We start from the raw sequence: 19,499 nt of genomic DNA, 5'->3' as shown, positions 1-19,499 counted from the left end.
GCGCGGCCCTCCTGGTCCCCGTCCCCGACCGCGCCCCGGTCCGAGGTGGGCCGGCCGGATCCGGTCCGTTGAGGACACGCCGCCCGTAGCTCCCGCCCCGACCGGGCCCCCGTCCGTCCACATCGTTGTTCCACCGTGAGGTGCTGGTGATGCAGACCGTCTTCTCCGCCGTCCTGCCCGACGTCCCCGCCGCCGCCGGAATCTGGCTGATCCTGCTCGCCGTCGCGGCCGTCGCCGTCGCGGCCCTGGTCGTCCGTCCCGACCGGTTCCGGCTGGCGGTGGCCCGCCGGTTCCGCGACGCCGCCCTGCCCGACGATCGGGAGCGCACCGAACAGGACCGGGAGCACACCCGGTACGCCGAGGAGGTCGCCGTGGCGGCCGACCGGGCGGGCACCACCGCGAGCCGGCTGCGGGCCGAGTGGCTGGCCACCCAGGACGAGGTCGAGTCGGCCTGGACGGCCCTGGAGTCGGCCGAGGCGCACCTGCGTCGGCTCGCCGCCGCCGCGGCCATGCCGCTGCCGCACACCGGGCAGACCCCGGCCGAGTACGCCGACCGGGAGCGCTGGCTGCACCGGGCCGCCGAGGAGGCACACCGCCGGGGCGAGCTGTCGGACGCGCAACTCGACGACGCCCTCGCCCACCGAGCCGGCTGGGACCCGCGCCGGCACCCCGTGGAGCAGGAACTGGTGCTGCGCCGCGCCACCCGGGACCACCTGGCCGCCCGGCACCGGGCGGCGGTCGCCCGGGAACAGGCGGCGTGGCGGGCTGCCGACCTGGCCGGGGCGGCGGCGCGCAGCCTGCGGGACGAGGCGTTCGCCGCGCGGGAGCGCCGGCCGGAGCGGGCCGAGTCGGTGCTGCCGATGGCGGACAGCCCGCGCCCGTCGGCCGAAACCACCCGGGAGAACCCCACCGTGGCACGCGGCCGGGCCGCTGTCGCCGCCTACTGACCCGACCGCGACCGGTCGGCCCGTCGGGTCGGCGACGGAATCCGGCGCGACGGGCCGGGCTGGGCTAGCGTTGCGGGCATGTCCCGGGAGATGTGGGCGCTCGTGGTCGTCGGCGGCATCCTGGCGCTGGCGACGCTGGTCGGCGCGGTCCTGCTGGCGGTACGGGTCATCCGCACCCGACGGCTGCTCGGCACGCTGGGCGTGGGCGGCAAGGTGGCCTTCTACGGCGCGCTCATCTACACGATCCTGCCGGTCGACGTGTTGCCCGACCCGATCTACCTGGACGACATGGGTGTGCTGGCCGGTGCGCTGATCTACCTGGGTCGCCTGGCCCAACGCCGTCGGGCCGCCGGGCCGCCGCTGCCCGGCCGACCTGGTGCCCTGTCCGACGCCTCATCCTCCCCGCCCGGCCAGGGTCGGACCGGGCGGATGATGTCATGATCGGGGCTGAACCGGGGCGACGCCCCGCACGGGACGGGAAACGGACATGGCCGGCAGACACCAGTTGGACCCGCACGACGAGCGGGTCCTCACCTTCTGCCGGGAGCGGCACCTGGCCACGCTGACCACCCCACGTCCCGACGGCACGCCGCACGTCGTACCGGTCGGGTTGACCTACGACGCGACGGCCGGGCTGGCCCGGGTGATCACCTCCGGTGGTTCGGCCAAGGCCCGGTACGTCGCCGCCGCCGGATCGGCCGGCGTCCCGGTGGCGGCCTGCCACCTCGACGGCCGTTGGTGGCTGACCGTCGAGGGTCGGGCGGTGCTGCGCACGGACCCCGACGCGGTGGCCGAGGCGGAGCGCCGGTACGCGGAGCGCTACCGCCAGCCGCGCCCGAACCCGGAGCGGGTCGTCATCGAGATCACCGTGACCCGGCTGCTGGGTTCCCTCCCGCCCCTCCCGTCCGACTAGGACCGATCCACCGACCGTGCGCCGGGACGGCCCCGCGCGGCAACACCGGCAGCGGGCGTCCGTCGCCCGGCCTGAGGTCGGCCCCGGGGTGCGTCCCCGGCGGGTCGGCCCGGGAAGTCGGAACCGGCAGCTCATCGACGGTGATGGTTCGGGTGCCCGGTGGTGGGTACAGGCCCCGCCAGGAGCCGATCCGCCCGCAACCGGTAAGGGGCACCGAGATGAGCAACGCACAGGCCACCACGGGTCAGGATGTCGTGGACGTCCTGACCGCCGACCACCACGAGATCGAGACGATCTTCGTGGAGCTGGAGAGCCGACAGGGCAGCGCCGAGCACCGTCGCCGGCTGGCCGACGTGATGATCGCCGAGTTGGTCCGGCACGCGGTCGCCGAGGAGATGTACGTCTACCCGACCGCCCGCCGGGCGTTGCCCGACGGCGACCAGCTCGCCGAACACGAGATCGCCGAGCACGCCGTGGCCGAACGGACGCTGAAGGAGCTGGAGCCGCTGGACCCGTCCGACGCCCGCTTCGAGCCGCTGATCAGCCACCTGACGAAGAGCATCCGGCACCACGTGAAAGAGGAGGAGGCTGAGCTCTTTCCCCGGCTGCGGGCCGCCGTCGCCCACGAGGAGCTGGTCGAACTGGCCGACCGGGTTCAGGCGGCGAAGGGACACCTGCCGACCCGCCCGCACCCCGGTGCCCCGGACCATCCACCGGCGAACCGGCTGCTCAATCCCGGTGCCGGCCTGGTCGACCGGATCAGGGACGCGCTGAGCGGGCGGCCCACCACCAGGGCGGAGCTGCACGACCAGCAGGGTTGAGCGGGGGTGGTGGCCGTCTCCGGGTACCCCGCCGGGGCCGGCCACCACCCGCTCAGGCGCCCGGGGCGATCCGGCTGTCGTCGGCCGCGTCGGACACCACGATCGCCTCCATCGGGCAGGACTCGGCGGCATCCAGCACCGCGTCCGCCGGATCGATCCGTTCGGCCAGCGGCCGGGACAATCCGTCGACCAGCACGAAGTGGGCCGGGGCGTAGCCCGCGCAGATTCCTGCCCCGATGCACCGGGTCGGGTCCACGTGCACCCGCCAGCCGTGCTCCCCCATCTGTCCTCCGTCCTTCCGTCACCAGGTGACGGGCAACGCCGTCAGGCCCCGGACCAGCAGGCCGCTCTTCCAGGTCAGTGCCGACTCGGGCACCGCCAACCGCAGGCCCGGGGTACGGGCCAGCAGGGTCTCCAGGACCACCTGGAGTTCCATCCGGGCCAGTTGGGCCCCGATGCAGTGGTGCGGGCCGTGCCCGAAGGCGAGGTGCGGGTTCACCTTTCGGTCGAGGTCCAGCCGGTCGGCGTCGGGGAAGACGCTCTCGTCCCGGTTGGCCGAGGGGATGGAGACCAGCACCGGTTCACCGGCCCGGACCAGCACCCCACCGAGTTCGACGTCCTCCAGGGCGTACCGGGCGAACGCGGCGGTGGCACCGAGTGGGATGAAGCGCAGCAGTTCCTCCACGGCGGACGGCACCAGGGCCGGTTCGGCGCACAGCCGCTGCCAGACGTCCGGCTCGGTGAGCAGGACGTAGACCAGGTTGGGGATCTGGGTCACGGTGGTCTCGTGGCCGGCGGCCAGCAGGCCCGCCGCCAGGCGTACCATCTCGTCCTCGGTGAGTCGGTCGGCGTTGTCGTCGCGGGCCCGGACCATCGCCCCGATCAGGTCGTCGGTGGGGGTCACCCGCCGCTGGGCGATCAGCCCCGCCATGTACGACAGCAGGTTGTCGATGTAGCTCTGCGCCACCTCCGGTCGCAGGGACGTGGTCGACACGATCGCCTCCGACCAGGTGTGGAAACGGTCCTGGTCACTGACCGGCACGCCCAGCAGATCGCAGATGACCCGGATCGGCAGCGGGGTCGCGACATGGCTGACCAGATCGGCCGGCGACCCTGCGGCGATCATCCCGGCCACCAGGTCCTCGGCCAGTTCCCGGGTCCGCGGGCGGAGTTCCTCGACCCGTCGGGCGGTGAACGCCTTCGCCGCCAACCGGCGCAGCCGGCTGTGCTCGGGCGGGTCCATCCCAAGGATGCCGGCCTCCCGCTGGTAGGGGCTGCTGCGCGGCTCGTCCCGCCCGACGGCGGCGGCCCGGCTGAACCGGAGGTCACCCAGCACGGCTCGTACGTCCGCGTGCCGGGTGGCCAGCCAGGCCGGCTCACCGAACGGGAGTTGGACCCGGATCAGCGGTTCGTCGCGGCGCAGCCCGGCGTAACGGGGGTCGACGTCGAGCCGGTGCGGATCGCTGAACGGGTAGGGCCGGGCGATCGTGGCGTGCGTTGTGTCGGTCACCGGGGATGCTCCCTCTCGTCGACGGCCCGCAGTGCCGCGTGCCGGTCCACTCCACACGACTCAACGGTGAGTCATGCCCCGACTGCGGATAGTAGCGAGCCTCGTCGATGGTTACCAGAGGTGAGCAGCTATTGACACGACAATGCCGGACCACCCGAACGGGTGACCCGGCATTGGGAACGGCTCAGCGACCCTGGTCGCCCTCACCCGTGCGCGCCTGGATCGCGTCGACACCCTTGTCGATCTGCTCGTCGTGCTTGCCGCCGGTCCGCTCGTCGGCGAAGTCGCCGGCCTTGTCCAGGCCCTGGTCGACCTGCTTGTCGTGCTTGTCGGCGAAATCCTTGACCTTGTTCATGAAGTCGCTCATGGTGTCCTCCTCGTCGTCGGCCTGTTGCGTTCCCCGTCCGCCCGGGCACAAACACCGCAGCGCGGCGGCAGCGGGCGGACCACAGCGCCCGGCGGGTCGACCGCACCACCAGGGACCGGCACGACACCCCCGCTGAGCGGCGCGACAGGACAGTCCGGACGGCACCGTGCGGCGACAGCGTGCCGGCGTCACCCTTGCTGGGCGTGGCCGTCCGGGTGCGACCGTCCTGAGCGGAACCGACCGGTCGGCACGACGTTGAGCCACCGGGTGTCGCGGCCGACCGGGTCGGGTATCGACCCCGCCGAGACCGAGGAGGATCCGACGTGGTCGAGGACGGTACCGGGCGTACGCCCGAAGTGACGGCTGCGGGTGCCCGCCCCACCCCACGGCAGGCCTGGGCGGCGCTGCCCTGGCTGGTCCGCACGGCGGTGGTCTGGAGCGCCTGCCTGGTGGTCGTGGTGTTCGGGTGCTACCTGCTGGGGAAGGTGGCGGTGCTGCTCGCGCCGCTGGCGATCGCGGTGGCGGTCACCTTCTTCCTCACCGCGCTGCTCGACCCGGTGCTGTTGGCCCTGCGCCGGCTGCGGGTACCGGCCGCGCTCGCCGCGCTGCTGAGCGTCCTGCTGCTGCTCGGGGTGCTGGTCGGGGTGGGGGTGCTGGTGTGGAATCTGACCGCCGCCCAGTTCGGGGAGCTGAGCCAGCAGCTCGACGAGGGTCTGCAACGCTCCCGCGACTTCGTCACCGGGACCCTGCCGGTCAGTGACGCCCAACTCGACAAGCTGGTCCAGCAGATCCGCGACGGCCTGGGTGGCAGCGCCCCGGACCCGGTCGGCGGGGCCCGTACGGCGACCGAGGCGGTCGGCTCCGCCCTACTCGCCCTGGTACTGCTGTTCTTCCTGTTGAAGGACGGCCGGTCGATGTGGCACTGGGTGCTGCGTCGGATGACCGGCCCGAACCGGGCGGTGACCGCCGAGGCCGGTCGGGCCGGTTGGCGCACCCTCGGCGCGTACAGCCGGGGCACGATGCTCATCGCGGCCATCGACGCGCTCGGCATCGGGCTGGCGCTGGTGCTGCTCGGGGTGCCGTTGGCGCTGCCGCTGGCGCTGATCACGTTCCTCGGCGGCTTCGTACCGATCATCGGGGCGACGGTCGCCGGCGCGGTCGCCGTGCTGGTGGCGCTGGCCGCCAACGGTCCGACCACGGCGCTGCTGGTGCTGGCTGCGGTGATCGCCGTCCAGCAGATCGAGGGCAACCTGCTGGAGCCGTTGGTCATGAAGCGGCAGGTGCAGCTGCACCCGGCGGTGATCCTGGTGGTGGTCACGGCGGGCACCCTGATCGCCGGCATCGCGGGGGCGTTCGTCTCGGTGCCGATCGCGGCGGTCGCCTACCGGGTGGTCGACACCGTCCAACGGCACCGGGAGCAGGTCGCGTCGGCCCTGCCGGAAGACCGCCCGCACCACCGCCACGACGACGAGTCACCCGCCACCCCCGCCTGACCCACCGATCCGGCACCCCACACCGTCGGGCCACGATCGTGCTCGATCCGTGTCGTAGCGGCTTCCGCCTGATCCGAGCCCGCCGCACCATGGATCGAGCACGATCGTCAGCGGTACAGCCACCCAGGATCGTCACGGTGGGAGCGGTCAGGCCGGGACGGGGAGGTGGCGGCTGAACCAGTCGGCTGCGGCGTCGGCGACCTCGTCCAGGGTGCCCGGTTCCTCGAACAGGTGGGTGGCACCGGGCACCACCCGGAACTCGTGCGGGCCGGTCAGCAGCCCGGCGGCCTGTTCGTTCAGCGTGATCACCTGCTCGTCGAGGCCGCCCACCAGCAGCAACGTCGGCGCACGGACCCCGGCCAGGGCCGGCCCGGCCAGGTCGGGTCGACCACCCCGAGACACCACTGCGGCGACCCGCTGCGGACGTGCGGCGGCGGCCACCAGGGCGGCGGCCGCACCGGTGCTCGCCCCGAACAGGCCGACCGGCAGCCGGCCCAGCGCCGGTTCGGCAGCGAGCCAGTCGACGATCCCGGCGAGCCGACCGGCCAGCAGTTCGATGTCGAAGCGCAGCTCGGCGGTACGGGCGTCGACCGCATCCTCCTCGGCGGTGAGCAGGTCCACCAGCACCGTCACCAGCCTCCGGCGTTGCAGCACACGGGCCACCGCCACGTTACGTGGGCTGTGCCGGGAGCTGCCGCTGCCGTGGGCGAAGAGCACCACTCCCACCGCGTCGTCCGGCCCGTCGACGTCGGCCGGCAACCGGGCGTCCCGCAGCGGCACCGTCGCCTCGGCGCGTACCCCCATGGTGTTGCTCCTTTCCGCCGTGCGGTCGGTGGCGGTTACCCGCCCGGCGACCGCTCTCACCCACGCCGCCCCCACCCGCGCCGCGTCCGCCCGTTGCCTTGACACCGGCGACAAGGTCTAGCGTGACGCCAGGAACTCCGCCGAGGAGGTCGGATGCTGATCGGTGAGCTGGCGGAACGGGCCGGAACGAGCACCCGCACGCTGCGGTACTACGAGACGCGCGGGCTGGTCCGGCCACGCCGCTCGGCCAACGGCTACCGGGTGTACGACGAGGCGGAGCTGCGGGTGGTGCACGAGATCCGGGCGCTGCTGGCGGTCGGCTTCGACCTCGACGACATCCGGCCGTTCGTGGCCTGCCTGCGGGCCGGCCACGCCTCCGGGGACGTCTGCCCGGACTCGGTCGCCGTGCTGCGTCGCAAGCTGGCCGAGGTGGACGCCTACCTCGACCAGCTGGGCACGGTACGGCGGCAGCTGCACGACCAACTCACCCAGGCGATCATCCAACGGGAGGAAACATGCCTCAGGACACGGCAGCGGGACAGTTGACCGCCGTCACCGACGCGACCTTCGCCGACACGGTGCTCGCCGCCGACCGGCCGGTGGTGGTCGACTTCTGGGCGGACTGGTGCCCGCCCTGCGTGGGGACCTCACGACACCTGGCCGAGCTGGCCGACGAGTTCGGCGACCGGCTGCGGGTGGTCACCGTGGACACCGACGCCAACCCCGCCACCGCCCGGGCTTACGGGGTGATGTCGCTGCCCACCATGCTGGTGTTCGTCGGCGGTGAGGTGGTCGGCTCGATCGTCGGCGCCCGTCCGAAGAACCACCTGCGGCTCGCCTTCACCCGCCACCTCGACGCCTGAACACCGGACCGGCGGCGTCCACGGCGCTGTCCGGCGACGTCGGCGCGCGGCGGTGGTAGGGGCACAGCGACGTCGGCGGGCGATGGCGATGGCGGTGGCCGGCGACGTCGGCGGGCGGTAGCAGGGTGGCGGTGGCGAGCGGGGACGGCGTTTGCGGGGGCGGCGGGCGGGAAGACGCGCGTGACGTCGGCACCGGCGCAGCAGCGCCCCGCACGGATCACGAGGTTCGCCATGGCCAAGCGGAAGACACGTCAGCAGACCCGGACCATCGAGCAGGAACGCCCCGAACAGGACGCCGAGCGCAACCTCGACTGGGCGGACGAGGCGGCTCAGGCGCGTACCCCGGACGACCCACGGGCGGTCGCACCGCGCGATGCCGGTGGCCGCCCCTCCGACGGCCCCCAGTTCTGAGCCCCGGGGGCCTTCGGGGTCGAGGGAGGGCACCAGGCACGTGATCGTGGAGAGTTCTTGTCGCTCCCGCGACAAGAACTCTCCACGATCGAACCGGTCCGGCACGACCGGACACGACCGGTCGACGGGCACGACCCGGCCGGGCCGGGCCGGACGGGATCAGGCGCGGGACTCCGGAAGGCGCAGCAGCGGGGCCCGGCCGGGTGGTTGTTCCGGCGCGGGGGTCCGTTCGTGGGTCTGCGGCACGGGTACGGTGACCGGCGCGGCGGAGGTGACCCGGACGGTCTCCCCGTGGTGTCGCAGCTCCAGGGCCGTGTCGGGGCCACCGTTACGCAGCGAGTAGGTCGTCTGGTGGGGCCGGACGTCCACCCGCAGCCGCATCGACCGCCACTGCAACGAGAACTCCAACCGGCTCAACCCGCTGGACAGCCGGGGGGCGAACGACAGCTCGCCGTCGTGGTCGCGCAGCCCACCGAACCCGGCCACCAACGCGATCCAGGCCCCCGCCAACGACGCCATGTGTACGCCGTCGCGGGTGTTCTCGTTGAGGTCGTGCAGGTCCATCAGCGCGGCTTCCCTCAGGTAGCTGTGCGCCAGCTCGGGGTGCCCAACCTCGGCGGCGAGCACCGCCTGGGTGCAGGCCGACAGGGACGAGTCGCGCACGGTACGCCGCTCGTAGTAGAGGAAGTTGCGCAGCTTCTGCGCGTCGGTGAAGGCGTCCCCCCGCCAGTGCATCGCCAGCACCAGGTCGGCCTGCTTGACCACCTGCTTGCGGTACAGGTCGAAGTACGGGTAGTGCAGCAGCAGCGGGTACTTCTCGGTCGGGGTGTGCGCGAAGTCCCACTCCTGGAGCCGGGTGAAGCCCTCCACCTGCTCGTGCACGTCGAGGTCCTCGTCGTACGGGACGTGCATGGCCTGGGCGGCGTCCCGCCACTCGGCCGCCTCCTCCTCGGTCACCCCCAGGTCGAGCGCCTCGTCGCGCAGGCGCATCGCGCAGTCGGCGGCGGTGAGGAGGTTCCGCTGCGCCATCAGGTTGGTGTAGATGTTGTCGTTCTTGACGGCGGTGTACTCGTCGGGGCCGGTCACCCCGTCGAGGTGGAACCGGCCGTTGCGGTCGTGGTGGCCCAGCGAGCGCCACAGCCGGGCGGTCTCCACCAGCAGTTCCAGACCTATGTCACGTTCCAGCTGATCGTCACCGGTGACCAGGACGTAGCGGCGCAACGCGTCGGCGATGTCGGCGGCGATGTGGAAGGCGGCGGTGCCGGCCGGCCAGTACGCCGAGGACTCCGGGCCCTCGATGGTGCGCCACGGGAACGCCGCCCCGGCCAGGTTCAACGTGCGGGCCCGCTCCCGGGCCTGCTCCAGCGTGGCGTGCCGCCAGTACAGGGCGTCGCGGACCGCGCCCGGCTGGGTGTACGTCAACACCGGCAGGACGAACATCTCGGTGTCCCAGAACGCGTGCCCGTCGTAGCCCGGGCCGGTGAGCCCCTTGGCGGAGATCGGCCGGCGTTCGGCCCGCGCACCGGCCTGGAGCACGTGGAACAGTCCGAACCGGACCGCCTGCTGCACCTCCGGGTCCCCCTCGACCCGGACGTCGGCGGCGTCCCAGAACCCGTCGAGATATTCGCGCTGTTCCCGGTGCAGCCCGTCCCAGCCGGTCAGCCGGGCGGCGGCCAACGCCGCGCCGACCTGGTCGCGCAGGGCGGGCAGCGAGCGTCGGCTGGACCAGCCGTACGCGAAGAACTTGACCACCCGCATCGTCTCGCCGGGTTGGAGCACGCAGCCGATGGTGGTCCGGACCCAGTCCTCGTACCCCTCGGACTCGATGGTGGTCTTGCCCGGGGCGTCCACGTCGTGGCCCATCCCGGCGGCCACCCGAAGCCCGCTGACCTTGGTGCGGTGGATGAGCAGCCCGCCGTCGTCGGTGGTCAGCTCCTCCTCGGCCTGCAACGGCGACTCCAGCACGGCGGCGACCCGGGGGTCGCGGCTCTGCGCCGGCAGGTTCTCGTTGGCGACCAGCTCGGACTGGAGGATGAGCCGCAGCGGGCCGCTGACCGCCTCCACCTCGTAGTGGATCGCGGCGACCGACCGTTGGGTGAAGGAGACCAGCCGGGTGCTGCGGACCTTCACCTCCCGGCCGGCGGGCGAGCGCCAGTGCATCTCCCGGTGCAGGGTGCCGGCCCGCAGGTCGAGGACCCGTTCATGGCTGAGCAGCTCGCCGTAGCGCAGGTCGAGGGGTTCGTCGTCGACGAGCAGCCGGATCAGCTTGCCGTTGGTGACGTTGACGATGGTCTGCCCCGACTCGGGGAACCCGAACCCGGCCTCCGCGTACGGCAGCGGACGCAGCTCGTAGAACGAGTTGAGGTAGGTGCCGGGCAGGCCGTGCGGCTCACCCTCGTCGAGGTTGCCCCGCAGCCCGATGTGACCGTTGGAGAGCGCGAACACCGACTCGGACTGGGCCAGCACGTCCATGTCGAGGCGGGTCTCCCGGATGTGCCACGGCTCGACCGGATAGGCGCGTTCCCGGATCATGCGGCCGGCCCGGTCAGCAGGTCGGCGAGGTCGGTGACGACCACGTCGGCGCCGTGGGCGCGCAGCTCGTCGGCCTGGCCGGCCCGGTCCACCCCGATCACGTGCCCGAAGCCACCGGCCCGCCCGGCGGCCACCCCGGCCAGCGCGTCCTCGAACACGGCCGCGTCGGCGGGGGCCACCCCGAGCAGCTCGGCGGCGGCGAGGAAGGTGTCCGGGTGCGGTTTGCCGCGCAACCCCTCGGCGCGGGCGACCAGCCCGTCGACGCGTACCTCCAGCAGGGGTTCCAGGCCGGCGGCGGCGACCACGTCGCGGCAGTTGGCGCTGGCCGAGACCACCGCGCGGCGCAACCCGGCCTGCTCGGCCGCCTTCAGGTAGGCCACCGAGCCCGGGTACGCCTCGACGCCGTCGTGGTGGATCCGGTCCAGCAGGACGACGTTCTTGCGGTTGCCGACGCCGTTGACGGTGTCCGCGTCGGGCGGGTCGTCAGGGCTCCCCTCGGGCAGGGTGATGCCCCGGGAGGCGAGGAACGAGCGCACCCCGTCGGCGCGCGGTTTCCCGTCGACGTAGCGGTTGTAGTCCGGGCCGGGATCGAACGGCCGGAACGGTTCGCCGCCGGCCTCGGCGTGCCGGCGCAGCAGGTCGTCGAAGGTCTGTTTCCAGGCGGCGTTGTGCACCTTGGCGGTCTGGGTCAGCACGCCGTCGAGGTCGAAGAGGCAGGCGGTCACATGAGCAGGTAGGCCCAGCACGCTACGAATCTATCCACCGCCCCCACCGGGCAAACCCCCGCCACGCGGGTCAGCGGTGCGGGCGCAGGGTCCACAGGACGGTCATGGTGGCGGTGACGGTGCCGTCGGGGGTGCCGATCTCCACCGCGACCGGGAACTCGGGGCGTTGCCCGGCGTCCAGTTCGGCGAGCACCTCGGCCGGGGTGCGACCGAGCCGCGCGGTGGCCCGCACCTCCCCCATCGCCACCCGCCGGTACGCGATGTCAGCCCGCACGGCCAGCGGCACGGCCCGGTCGAGCACCTGCCCGAACGCGGCCATCACCACCGCGCCGGAGGCGGTCTCGCCGAGGGTGAACATGGCCCCGGCGTGCGGGCCGCCGACGTGGTTGTGGGTGGCCGGCGAGTCGGGCAGCCGGACGACCGCCCGGACCCCACCCCCGGCCTCGGGCGCGACCTCGACGATCTCGAAGCCGAGCGTGCGGGCGAACGGGACGGCCCGGAGCACCCCGGCCGCCACCTCGCGGGAGTCGATGGTCATGACCCCGAGGTTACCCGCCGGTAAAAACCCCCACCAGCACCTGCCGACCCCCGACCACCACCCCGCCAGAACCGGTCGACCCACGCGCACCCCCGCCCCGGTCGACTGCCACGACCTCATGATCCACACAGTTCCCTGGAGATAGCGGCATCCAGGCGGGCGGAGACCACTACATCCACGAAGTTGCGCGCAGCGCCAGGGGCAGAGCAGCGCCGGGGGCAGGGCAGGGTGGGTTGGGAGAAGGCAGGGTGGGGTCAGCGCCAGCCGACGTCGATGCGGTCGCCGCGTTCGTCGAAGAAGTGCAGGGCGTCCATCCGGACCGCCACCGCCATCGGGTGCCCCGCCGAGATCGCCGGGTACGGGGCCAGCCGGACCGCCAGCTCGGCCGGGCGGCGGTGGTGGCGGCCGGGGTCGTTCAGCACGCTGGTGCGGTTGTCGCCGGCCGTCCGTTCGACCTCCTCCGGCTCGCCGGCCCGCCCGGTGAGCCGGGACATGACCTGGCCGAACCGGCGCAGTCCCCGCTGGCCCGAGGCGGCGTCCTCAGCGGGGGCGCTCATCTCGTCGACCATGATGGCGGTGGCGCCGATGTCGAGGAAGGCCAGCGACTCGTGCCCGTGGTGCTCCAGGTAACGGACCCGGCCCTGGAGCACGTCACCGGGGGTGTCCGGGGCGACCGGGGTGAGCGCCTCGGCCCGCATCCCGACCACGATCCGCTCGCCGTGGTAGTGCGCCACGGCCCGACTGCGGATGTCGTCCCACGGCAGGTAGAGCGCCTGGTCACCGAGGGTGAGCGTGACGTACCGGTCGAGGTGGACGTAGACCGACGCCTCCAGCAGGTTCATCCGGGGGCTGCCGAGGAACGCGGCGACGTAGAGGGTCGCCGGCCGGCCGTACACCTGGGTGGGGGTGCCGACGTCCTGGAGCACGCCCTTGCGCATGATGGCCACCCGGTCGGCCATGGTCAGCGCCTCGGCCTGGTCGTGGGTGACGTAGATGGTGGTGACGCCCAGCTCGCGGGTCAGCGCGGAGATCTCGGCACGCAGCTCCGCCCGCAGCCCGCTGTCGAGGTTCGACAGCGGCTCGTCCATCAGGAACAGCCCCGGCCGGCGGACGATCGCCCGACCCATCGCGACCCGCTGCCGTTGGCCGCCGGAGAGCTGGCTCGGTTTGCGGCCGAGCACGTCGCCGATGCCGAGCGCGCTGGCCACGTCCTGTACCCGCTCGCCCCGGGGCACCGGCTCCACCCCGGACAGCTTGAGCGGGAAGCCGATGTTGTCACCGACGGTCATGTGCGGGTAGAGCGCGAAATCCTGGAAGACCATGGCGATCTTCCGGTCGCGCGGCGGCAGGTCGTTGGCGACCTCACCGTCGAGCATCACCGCGCCGGTGGTCGGCTCCGCCAGTCCCGCGATCATCCGCAGCACGGTCGACTTTCCGCAACCGGACGGGCCGAGCAACACCATGAACTCACCGTCGACGACGTCGAGACTGACGTTGTCGACGGCAACTGTCCCATCCGGGAATACCTTTGTGACGTCCTTCAACGCGACGGTGGTCACCGTCTCCTCCCCCAGCTTGGCCGAACCCCGGGTTGACTGTGACGAGCATCATCGGGTTAGCACATCGGGTAAACGTGCCATGTTCGACTGATGACAGCCCTATTACGGGCCAGTACGGCGATCCGCCCGGATCACCCAGGTTCCCCCAGGAAGACCCGGCGGACCACCCGCTCCGCCGCGTGCCCGTCGTCCCAACCGCAGAACCGCTCCCGGAACGCCTGCCGCGCCCGCTCGGCCGGTTCCCCGGTCACCGCGCCGCAACGGAAGACCGCACACAGCTCGTCGAAGGTCAGCGCGACCTCCCCCGGCGGTTCGGCGGTGACGTCGAAGTAGACCCCCCGGGCCAGCCGGTAGGCGTCGTGGTCCGGGGCGTAGATGACGATCGGCCGGTCCAGCACCGCGTAGTCGAACATCGCCGACGAGTAGTCGGTGACCAGCACGTCGGCCGCCAGATAGAGGTCCTCCACGCTGGCGACGTCACTGACGTCGACCACCCGACCCCCGGCCCGCCGCCGTGCCCGGCCCTGCCGGTCGTGGAAGTAGTGGCTGCGCACCAGCAACCGCCCGGCCGGCCCGAGCACCTCCAGCAGCCGGTACGGGTCGAACGGCGGCCGGTAACCGGGCAGGTGCTCCCGGTGGGTCGGCGCGTAGAGCACCACCCGCTCGTCCGGGGTGACGCCGAGCCGGGCCCGCACCGCAGCCACCTCCTCGGTGGTGGCGGTGACCAGCCGGTCGTTGCGCGGGTAGCCCACCTCCAGCCGGACGTAGTCCGCCGGATAGGCGCGGTCCCACATCTGGGTGGAGAACGCGTTGGAGCTGACGCTGTAGTCCCACCGCTCCACCCGGCGCAGCAGCCCCGCGAAGTCCATCCCGACCGCACCGAGCGGGTACCGCTGCTGGTCCAGCCCCATCACCTTGACCGGGGTGCCGTGGTGGGTCTGCACGTGCACCTGACCGGGGCGCTTACGCACGAAGTCCGGGAAGTTGACGTTGTTGACCAGCCAACGGGCCCGCGCCAGCACCCGCTGACAGTCGAGGGTGCCGGCCACGACGTACTCGGTGCCGGGCGGGAGGGTGTCGATCCGGTCCCGGCGGACGATCCACACCCCGCGTACCTGCGGGGCGAGCCGGCGGGCGGCGGCGTGCACCGCCGCCGGGTTGCAGGCGTAACCCCGGTACCAGTAGGCGGCGTAGACGGCCAGCGTCGGGTCGATCGGCCGGCGCATCTCGGCCCGGTAGCACTCGTGCAGCAGCGCGTCCCGGGCCAGCCGGGCGGTGCGCCGGGCCACCGGCCGGGCCCGCCGACCGGCGCTGCGGGCGACCTCCCGGGCCTGGTTGGCGGTACGCAGCGCGCTGAACGTCCGCCACCTGCCGGCGGCGACCAGCCGGTGCTTGAGCCCGTCCCACCCGTCCGGCACCGGATAGCCTCCGGTGGGTCGGAACCGCCGGTGGTCGGCGGTGATCCGCTGGAAGAACGCCGGCCGCAGCTGCGGGGCGATCCGGTCGCCGTTGCCGAGCACGGTCAGGTAGTGCCAGATCATCCGTTCGAAGACCACCGGTCGCAGCTCAGCCAGGTCGGGCCGCTCGTCGAGGAACCCGAACACCCGGTGCCACTGGTCGAAGACCTCGAAGTGCCGGTCGTCGAGGGTCCGGGTGATCGCACCGGCCCGGCGCTGCCGGTAGTTGACGCAGACCCGGTCGAGCACCCCGATCCGCCCGGCGGCCAGCAGCACCGGGTAGCTGAACGCGACGTCCTCGTACCAGCCGGGGGCGAAACGCAGCCCGAGGCCGGTGAGGAACTCCCGGCGGACCAGCCGGTTCCAGGCGGTGTGCAGCAGGCGCAGCGCCTCCGGCCGCTCCGCCAGGCGGAACGTCGCCGCGCCTGGCGGTTCGGGAAACACCTCCGACAGGGCGCTGCGGGTGGCCCGCTCGTCCCAGTGCACCCGGACGTGGTCGACCAGCAGCACGTCCGGACGGGTGGCGGTGAGCCGGTCGGCGACCTCGGGCAGGCAGTCGGGGGCGAGCCAGTCGTCGCCGTCGAGGAACCAGACGTACTCGCCGGTGGCCCGGTCCAGCCCGGCGTTGCGGGCCGGACCGAGCCCCACGTTGCGTGGCAGGCGGAGCGCCCGGACCCGGGGGTCACGGGCGGTGTACTCGTCGAGGATGTCGCCGCAGGTGTCCGGGGAGCCGTCGTCGACCCCGATCACCTCGATGTCCCGCACCGGCTGGCCGAGCAGCGAGTCCAGGCATTCGCGCAGGTAACCCTGCACCCGGAAGGCCGGTACGACGAAGCTGATCAGCGTCATCCGCCCCGCCCCTGTCGTCAGCCCGGCGAACCACCCCGCACGGGTACGGCCGCCGCCCGGCTCGCGCGGGCCGGCAGGACGACCCAGGCCAGCACGACACTTGCCACGAACACCAGCAGAAGGTACGCACCGAGTGTAGCCATTACAGGGCTGGCAAATCCGGCGATCGCCGCCACCGCCAACAGCACCGAACGCCCCTCCCAGCCCAGCGTCCACCGGTGCAGGGGCGGGGCCACCTGCCGCTTCTCCAACCGGGCGGTCAGGTCGTAGTGGTGCACGGTCAGCACGAAGACGTACCCGAAGAGCAGCCACGCCGGCACCCCGCCGACCACCCCGACCACGGCGGCGAACAGGTACTCGCCGGCCCGCAACGCCGCCGGCACCAGCCAGTCCAGCGGCCCGTTGTGCGCCGCACCCGCACCCAACCCGGCCACCAGCAGCACCAGCAGCGCCACCGGCAGCCACCAGCGCAGACCGCCCGGATCACCGTCGCCGGCCGCCCGGAACAACCCCACCACCAGCAGCACCGCCGGCCCGAGCACCCCGAGCACCGCCAGGGTCAACGGGCCCATCGGGCGGACCACCGGCAACCGGGCCGCCACCGGCCCGTCGTCACGGTGCAACGTCGCATCGACCGTGTCCAGCACCGGCACCCACATCCAGCGCGCCCGCAAAGTCCGCAACGCGCCCGTGTAACCGAACGCCAGCACCCCCCACACCAGCACCGAGACCAGGCTGACCAGCGGCCCGAACAGCGCGGCGGTGACCGCGATCAACGCCCACCGCTCACCGATCGGGAAGACCACCGTCCGCTTCAACCAGTACGACACCGAGCCGGTGTCCGCCTGCACCCGGGTCGACGCGGCGTTCAGCTTCCCGCCGATCCCCCCGGCGGCCGGGGTGACCGGGCGGGGACGCCGGGCCGCCTCGTCGTGCAGCACCCCGTACCAGGCGTCGGTCATGTGCCGGACGGTCTGCAACGTCATCGCGGCGATCGCCAACGCCCAGCCGTAACGGAACCCGGCGTGCGTCGCGCCGTAGCCCAGCCCGGCGTAGACCAGGTACTCCTTCGCCCGGTCGGCCATCGTGTCCAGCCAGCCGCCCCAGGCGCTGAAGTGCCTGGTGTACCGGGCCAACTGCCCGTCCACGCAGTCGAGCACGAAACCCAGGTAGAGCAGCACCGCGCCGGCCACCAGGGCGACCCGGCCACCCGCGCCGAAGAGCACCGCCGCGACCACCGCGAACAACACCGAGATCATGGTGACCCCGGTCGGCGTCAGACCCAGCCGGGCACACGCCTTCGTCACGTACGGCGACCAGGTGCTGACGAAGTAGGTGGTGAAGAAGTCGTCGCGTTCCTTCACCGACAGCCGCAGCTCCGCCCGGTCCTCGTCCACCCCGGCCAGGGCCGCCTCGGCGGCGGCCAGGCCGGCCGGGTCGGTGACCCGGTGCGCCACGAGCAGGCGTACCCGGTGGGCGAAGGTCAGGGTGCCGAGGTCGGTGAGCGCCGCGAACAGCCGGTCCACGGCGGCACCGGCCACGCCCCCCGCTACCGGGCCGTGGGCGGCCTGCACCACTACCTGGCCGTGGGCGGCCTGCCCCGCCACCCGGCCATCGGCGGCCTGCGGGCCGTGGACGGCCTGCGGCGACGCCGGGCCGGCGGCGGCGCGGGCCGCGGCGGCCAGGGTCGGCAGGTCGTCCGCCCCGACCCGCACCGCGCCGCCGAAGACGCCGGTGGCGTCGGCCAGCTCCGGGCCCGCGTCGACCACCTGGCCGCGTTCCTCGCGGACCACCGTCTGACCGGCGGCCGGCGCGTCGGTGAGCACCAGGGCCACCGTCGGGCCGACCGGGCTGGTCACCAGATGCCGCAGTACGGCCGTGTGCGCGACCAGGTCGCCCCCGGTGACCAGCACCGGACCGGTGACGGTGTCGACCAGGGCGGCCAGCTCGGCGAGACCGGCGACGGTGTGCACCCGGTCCGCCCCGGCCCGGCGCAACTGGTCGGCGAGCCGGTCGGCCAGGGGTACGCCCGCGCCGGTGGGGGGGCCCGCGGCCGGCGCACCGGCGGCGAGCACGATCGCCAGGGTCACCTCGGCACCGCGGCGTGGTACGCGTCGAGCGCCTCCGCGACCGTCCCGTCCACGGTCAACCGCCCGCCGTCGAGGTAGAGCCCCCGACGGCAGAACCGGGTCAGATCCTTCTCGTTGTGTGACACCAGCACCAAGGTGCGCCCCTCCGCGAGCAGTCGGTCGATCGTCGAATAACACTTCCGGCGGAACTCCGCGTCGCCCACCGCGGTCACCTCGTCCATCAGCAGGATCGGGTGCGGCAGGTGCGAGATGATCGCGAACCCGAGCCGGACCTTCATCCCCGACGAGTAGTGCCGCACCGACGTGTCGATGGCCCGTTCCACCTGCTCACCGGCGAACGACACGATGTCGTCGAAGTGTCGCCGCAGGTAGCCCGGGGACAGTCCGTGCAGCCCGCCGACCAGATAGAGGTTCTCCCGACCGGTCAGGTCGTTGGAGAACCCGGCGGAGAGTTCCAGCAGCGGCGCGACGTCACCCCGGACGGTGATCCGCCCCTCGTCGGGGATCAGCACCCCCGCGATCAGCCGCAGCAGGGTGCTCTTGCCGGTGCCGTTACGCCCGATCACACCGAGCGTGTCGCCCGGCGCGACGGTGAACGAGACGTCCCGCAGCGGCCAGAACTGACCGGCGGTGGTGGCCCGGCCGCCCCGGTGGATGAACAACTCCCGCAGCCGCAACTGCCGACGCCGGTTGCGGACGAAACGGATGCCGAGACCCTGCGCCTCGATGATCGGCGGCACCTAGAGTTCCTTCAGCACGGCCGGTTCGAGCTTGCGGAACGCCCACCAGCCGGCCACCAGCACCAGCAGGCTGCCGGCGATCGTGGTGGTCAGCAGCCGGGCGTCCGGGAACTCGTCCGGGTACCAGATGGCGTGCTGGAGCTGGAAGATGCCGACCAGCGGGTTCAGCTCGTACGCCACCTTCACCCAGGCCGGCATGCCGGACTCCCGGACCAGGCTCAACGGATAGATGATCGGGGTGGCGTAGAACAGCACCCGGATGACCAGCCGCATGAACCGTTCCACGTCGCGCATCAACACGTTGACCGCCGACAGCAGCAGGGCCAGCCCGACCAGCAGGGTGCCCTGCACGGCGACGGCCAGCGGCAGGCTCAGCAGCGACCAGCCCAGCTCGATCCGGCCGTGTACGGCGTAGACGGCGGCGACGGCCAGCAGGATCGGCAGGCCCGCGACGTACTCGGCGAACCGGCCGGTGACCCGGCCGATCGGGAAGACCTGCCGGGGTAGGTTCATCGTGGTGATCAGGCGGGACTGCCCGGTCAGCGCATTGGTCGCCTCGCTCAACGCCGAACTGGTCCACATCCAGGCGAAGATGCCGGTGATCAGGAACAGCGGGTACGACCCGGCGGCCTCGCCGAGGTGCCGGTTGGTCGGCCCGGAGTAGAGCACCCCGAAGACGAAGAAGTAGATCGCGCCCATCCCCAGCGGCTCGATCAGCGACCAGAAGTAACCGAGCACGGACTGCTGGTATTTCACCGCGAGATCGCGTCTGACCAGGATGCGCAGCGAGTTGCGGTGCGACCACAACGCCGTGACGCCTGCGGTCACCGTCGCCTCCCGCCTGACAACAACGGACGACAGGTTAGCAGTCGGTGAACGA

The 19,499-nt window shown here is 72.7% G+C and carries 20 protein-coding genes; 8 read left to right on the top strand and 12 right to left on the bottom strand.

The features are described 5' to 3' along the window. Positions 1–149: 149 nt before the first annotated feature. The 4 genes from AB0C22_RS03200 to AB0C22_RS03185 all read left to right on the top strand — a co-directional run bounded on the left by AB0C22_RS03200 (position 150) and on the right by AB0C22_RS03185 (position 2,681). On the top strand, positions 150–947 hold the full coding sequence (locus tag AB0C22_RS03200) for a hypothetical protein (RefSeq protein WP_357533185.1): 798 nt from the start codon (positions 150–152) through the stop codon (positions 945–947). Between the two features lie 78 nt (positions 948–1,025). Next, entirely contained in the window at positions 1,026–1,388 is a 363-nt protein-coding gene (locus tag AB0C22_RS03195) for a YkvA family protein (protein WP_357025532.1), read from the top strand. A 46-nt stretch (positions 1,389–1,434) separates the two neighbouring features. Continuing rightward, positions 1,435–1,860 carry a TIGR03618 family F420-dependent PPOX class oxidoreductase gene (locus AB0C22_RS03190; RefSeq protein WP_219466212.1) on the top strand — a complete coding sequence of 142 codons (426 nt, stop codon included), beginning with the start codon at positions 1,435–1,437 and terminating at the stop codon, positions 1,858–1,860. Between the two features lie 218 nt (positions 1,861–2,078). Continuing rightward, positions 2,079–2,681, top strand: a complete 603-nt coding sequence (locus tag AB0C22_RS03185; protein WP_208565649.1) for a hemerythrin domain-containing protein — start codon at positions 2,079–2,081, stop codon at positions 2,679–2,681. Between the two features lie 52 nt (positions 2,682–2,733). Here the strand turns inward: AB0C22_RS03185 and AB0C22_RS03180 are convergent, their stop codons facing one another. From AB0C22_RS03180 to AB0C22_RS03170, 3 genes are all read right to left on the bottom strand, one after another. Then, positions 2,734–2,964 (bottom strand): ferredoxin, encoded by a 231-nt coding sequence (locus AB0C22_RS03180; protein WP_208565648.1) that lies wholly within the window; start codon positions 2,962–2,964, stop codon positions 2,734–2,736. 18 nt (positions 2,965–2,982) lie between these two features. After that, positions 2,983–4,191 carry a cytochrome P450 gene (locus AB0C22_RS03175; protein ID WP_219466206.1) on the bottom strand — a complete coding sequence of 403 codons (1,209 nt, stop codon included), beginning with the start codon at positions 4,189–4,191 and terminating at the stop codon, positions 2,983–2,985. Between the two features lie 184 nt (positions 4,192–4,375). Further along, on the bottom strand, positions 4,376–4,558 hold the full coding sequence (locus AB0C22_RS03170) for an antitoxin (RefSeq protein ID WP_219466194.1): 183 nt from the start codon (positions 4,556–4,558) through the stop codon (positions 4,376–4,378). A 323-nt stretch (positions 4,559–4,881) separates the two neighbouring features. Here AB0C22_RS03170 and AB0C22_RS03165 point away from each other — a divergent pair, with 323 nt between their 5' ends. After that, positions 4,882–6,051 carry an AI-2E family transporter gene (locus tag AB0C22_RS03165; protein ID WP_357533181.1) on the top strand — a complete coding sequence of 390 codons (1,170 nt, stop codon included), beginning with the start codon at positions 4,882–4,884 and terminating at the stop codon, positions 6,049–6,051. A 147-nt stretch (positions 6,052–6,198) separates the two neighbouring features. On the opposite strand, the gene AB0C22_RS03160 is transcribed toward AB0C22_RS03165, so the two are convergent. Then, positions 6,199–6,855: a dienelactone hydrolase family protein gene (locus tag AB0C22_RS03160; RefSeq protein WP_219466191.1), complete on the bottom strand. Its 657-nt coding sequence runs from the start codon at positions 6,853–6,855 to the stop codon at positions 6,199–6,201. 153 nt (positions 6,856–7,008) lie between these two features. Here AB0C22_RS03160 and AB0C22_RS03155 point away from each other — a divergent pair, with 153 nt between their 5' ends. The 3 genes from AB0C22_RS03155 (at position 7,009) to AB0C22_RS03145 (ending at position 8,129) form a co-directional block, all read left to right on the top strand. After that, a complete protein-coding gene (locus tag AB0C22_RS03155) occupies positions 7,009–7,401 on the top strand; it encodes a MerR family transcriptional regulator (RefSeq protein ID WP_219466188.1) in 393 nt (130 codons plus the stop codon). Further along, on the top strand, positions 7,371–7,718 hold the full coding sequence (locus AB0C22_RS03150; protein ID WP_279632642.1) for a thioredoxin domain-containing protein: 348 nt from the start codon (positions 7,371–7,373) through the stop codon (positions 7,716–7,718). The genes AB0C22_RS03155 and AB0C22_RS03150 overlap by 31 nt, the downstream gene beginning before the upstream one ends. Before the next feature lie 231 nt (positions 7,719–7,949). Further along, positions 7,950–8,129 carry a hypothetical protein gene (locus tag AB0C22_RS03145; protein ID WP_208565644.1) on the top strand — a complete coding sequence of 60 codons (180 nt, stop codon included), beginning with the start codon at positions 7,950–7,952 and terminating at the stop codon, positions 8,127–8,129. Between the two features lie 159 nt (positions 8,130–8,288). On the opposite strand, the gene AB0C22_RS03140 is transcribed toward AB0C22_RS03145, so the two are convergent. From AB0C22_RS03140 to AB0C22_RS03105, 8 genes are all read right to left on the bottom strand, one after another. Then, positions 8,289–10,661, bottom strand: coding sequence for a glycoside hydrolase family 65 protein (locus AB0C22_RS03140; RefSeq protein ID WP_219466178.1), 2,373 nt, complete (start codon positions 10,659–10,661; stop codon positions 8,289–8,291). Next, positions 10,658–11,407 carry a beta-phosphoglucomutase family hydrolase gene (locus tag AB0C22_RS03135; RefSeq protein ID WP_219466175.1) on the bottom strand — a complete coding sequence of 250 codons (750 nt, stop codon included), beginning with the start codon at positions 11,405–11,407 and terminating at the stop codon, positions 10,658–10,660. The genes AB0C22_RS03140 and AB0C22_RS03135 overlap by 4 nt, the downstream gene beginning before the upstream one ends. A 49-nt stretch (positions 11,408–11,456) precedes the next feature. After that, the gene (locus AB0C22_RS03130; RefSeq protein WP_357533178.1) at positions 11,457–11,924 is read right to left on the bottom strand and encodes a DUF4442 domain-containing protein; all 468 of its coding nucleotides are present in this window, start codon (positions 11,922–11,924) and stop codon (positions 11,457–11,459) included. Between the two features lie 254 nt (positions 11,925–12,178). Continuing rightward, positions 12,179–13,483 (bottom strand): ABC transporter ATP-binding protein, encoded by a 1,305-nt coding sequence (locus AB0C22_RS03125; RefSeq protein WP_357533176.1) that lies wholly within the window; start codon positions 13,481–13,483, stop codon positions 12,179–12,181. Between the two features lie 131 nt (positions 13,484–13,614). After that, positions 13,615–15,789 carry a bifunctional glycosyltransferase family 2 protein/CDP-glycerol:glycerophosphate glycerophosphotransferase gene (locus tag AB0C22_RS03120; RefSeq protein ID WP_357533174.1) on the bottom strand — a complete coding sequence of 725 codons (2,175 nt, stop codon included), beginning with the start codon at positions 15,787–15,789 and terminating at the stop codon, positions 13,615–13,617. Between the two features lie 17 nt (positions 15,790–15,806). Continuing rightward, positions 15,807–17,864, bottom strand: a complete 2,058-nt coding sequence (locus AB0C22_RS03115) for a DUF5941 domain-containing protein (protein WP_308291125.1) — start codon at positions 17,862–17,864, stop codon at positions 15,807–15,809. 11 nt (positions 17,865–17,875) lie between these two features. Continuing rightward, positions 17,876–18,619: an ABC transporter ATP-binding protein gene (locus tag AB0C22_RS03110; RefSeq protein ID WP_219466164.1), complete on the bottom strand. Its 744-nt coding sequence runs from the start codon at positions 18,617–18,619 to the stop codon at positions 17,876–17,878. Next, a complete protein-coding gene (locus AB0C22_RS03105) occupies positions 18,620–19,447 on the bottom strand; it encodes an ABC transporter permease (RefSeq protein ID WP_208565637.1) in 828 nt (275 codons plus the stop codon). Positions 19,448–19,499: the final 52 nt, after the last annotated feature.

Source organism: Micromonospora sp. NPDC048894 (genome assembly GCF_040649765.1).
Taxonomy (GTDB): domain Bacteria; phylum Actinomycetota; class Actinomycetes; order Mycobacteriales; family Micromonosporaceae; genus Micromonospora; species Micromonospora antibiotica.
This window is presented reverse-complemented; position numbering and strand designations above follow the sequence as displayed.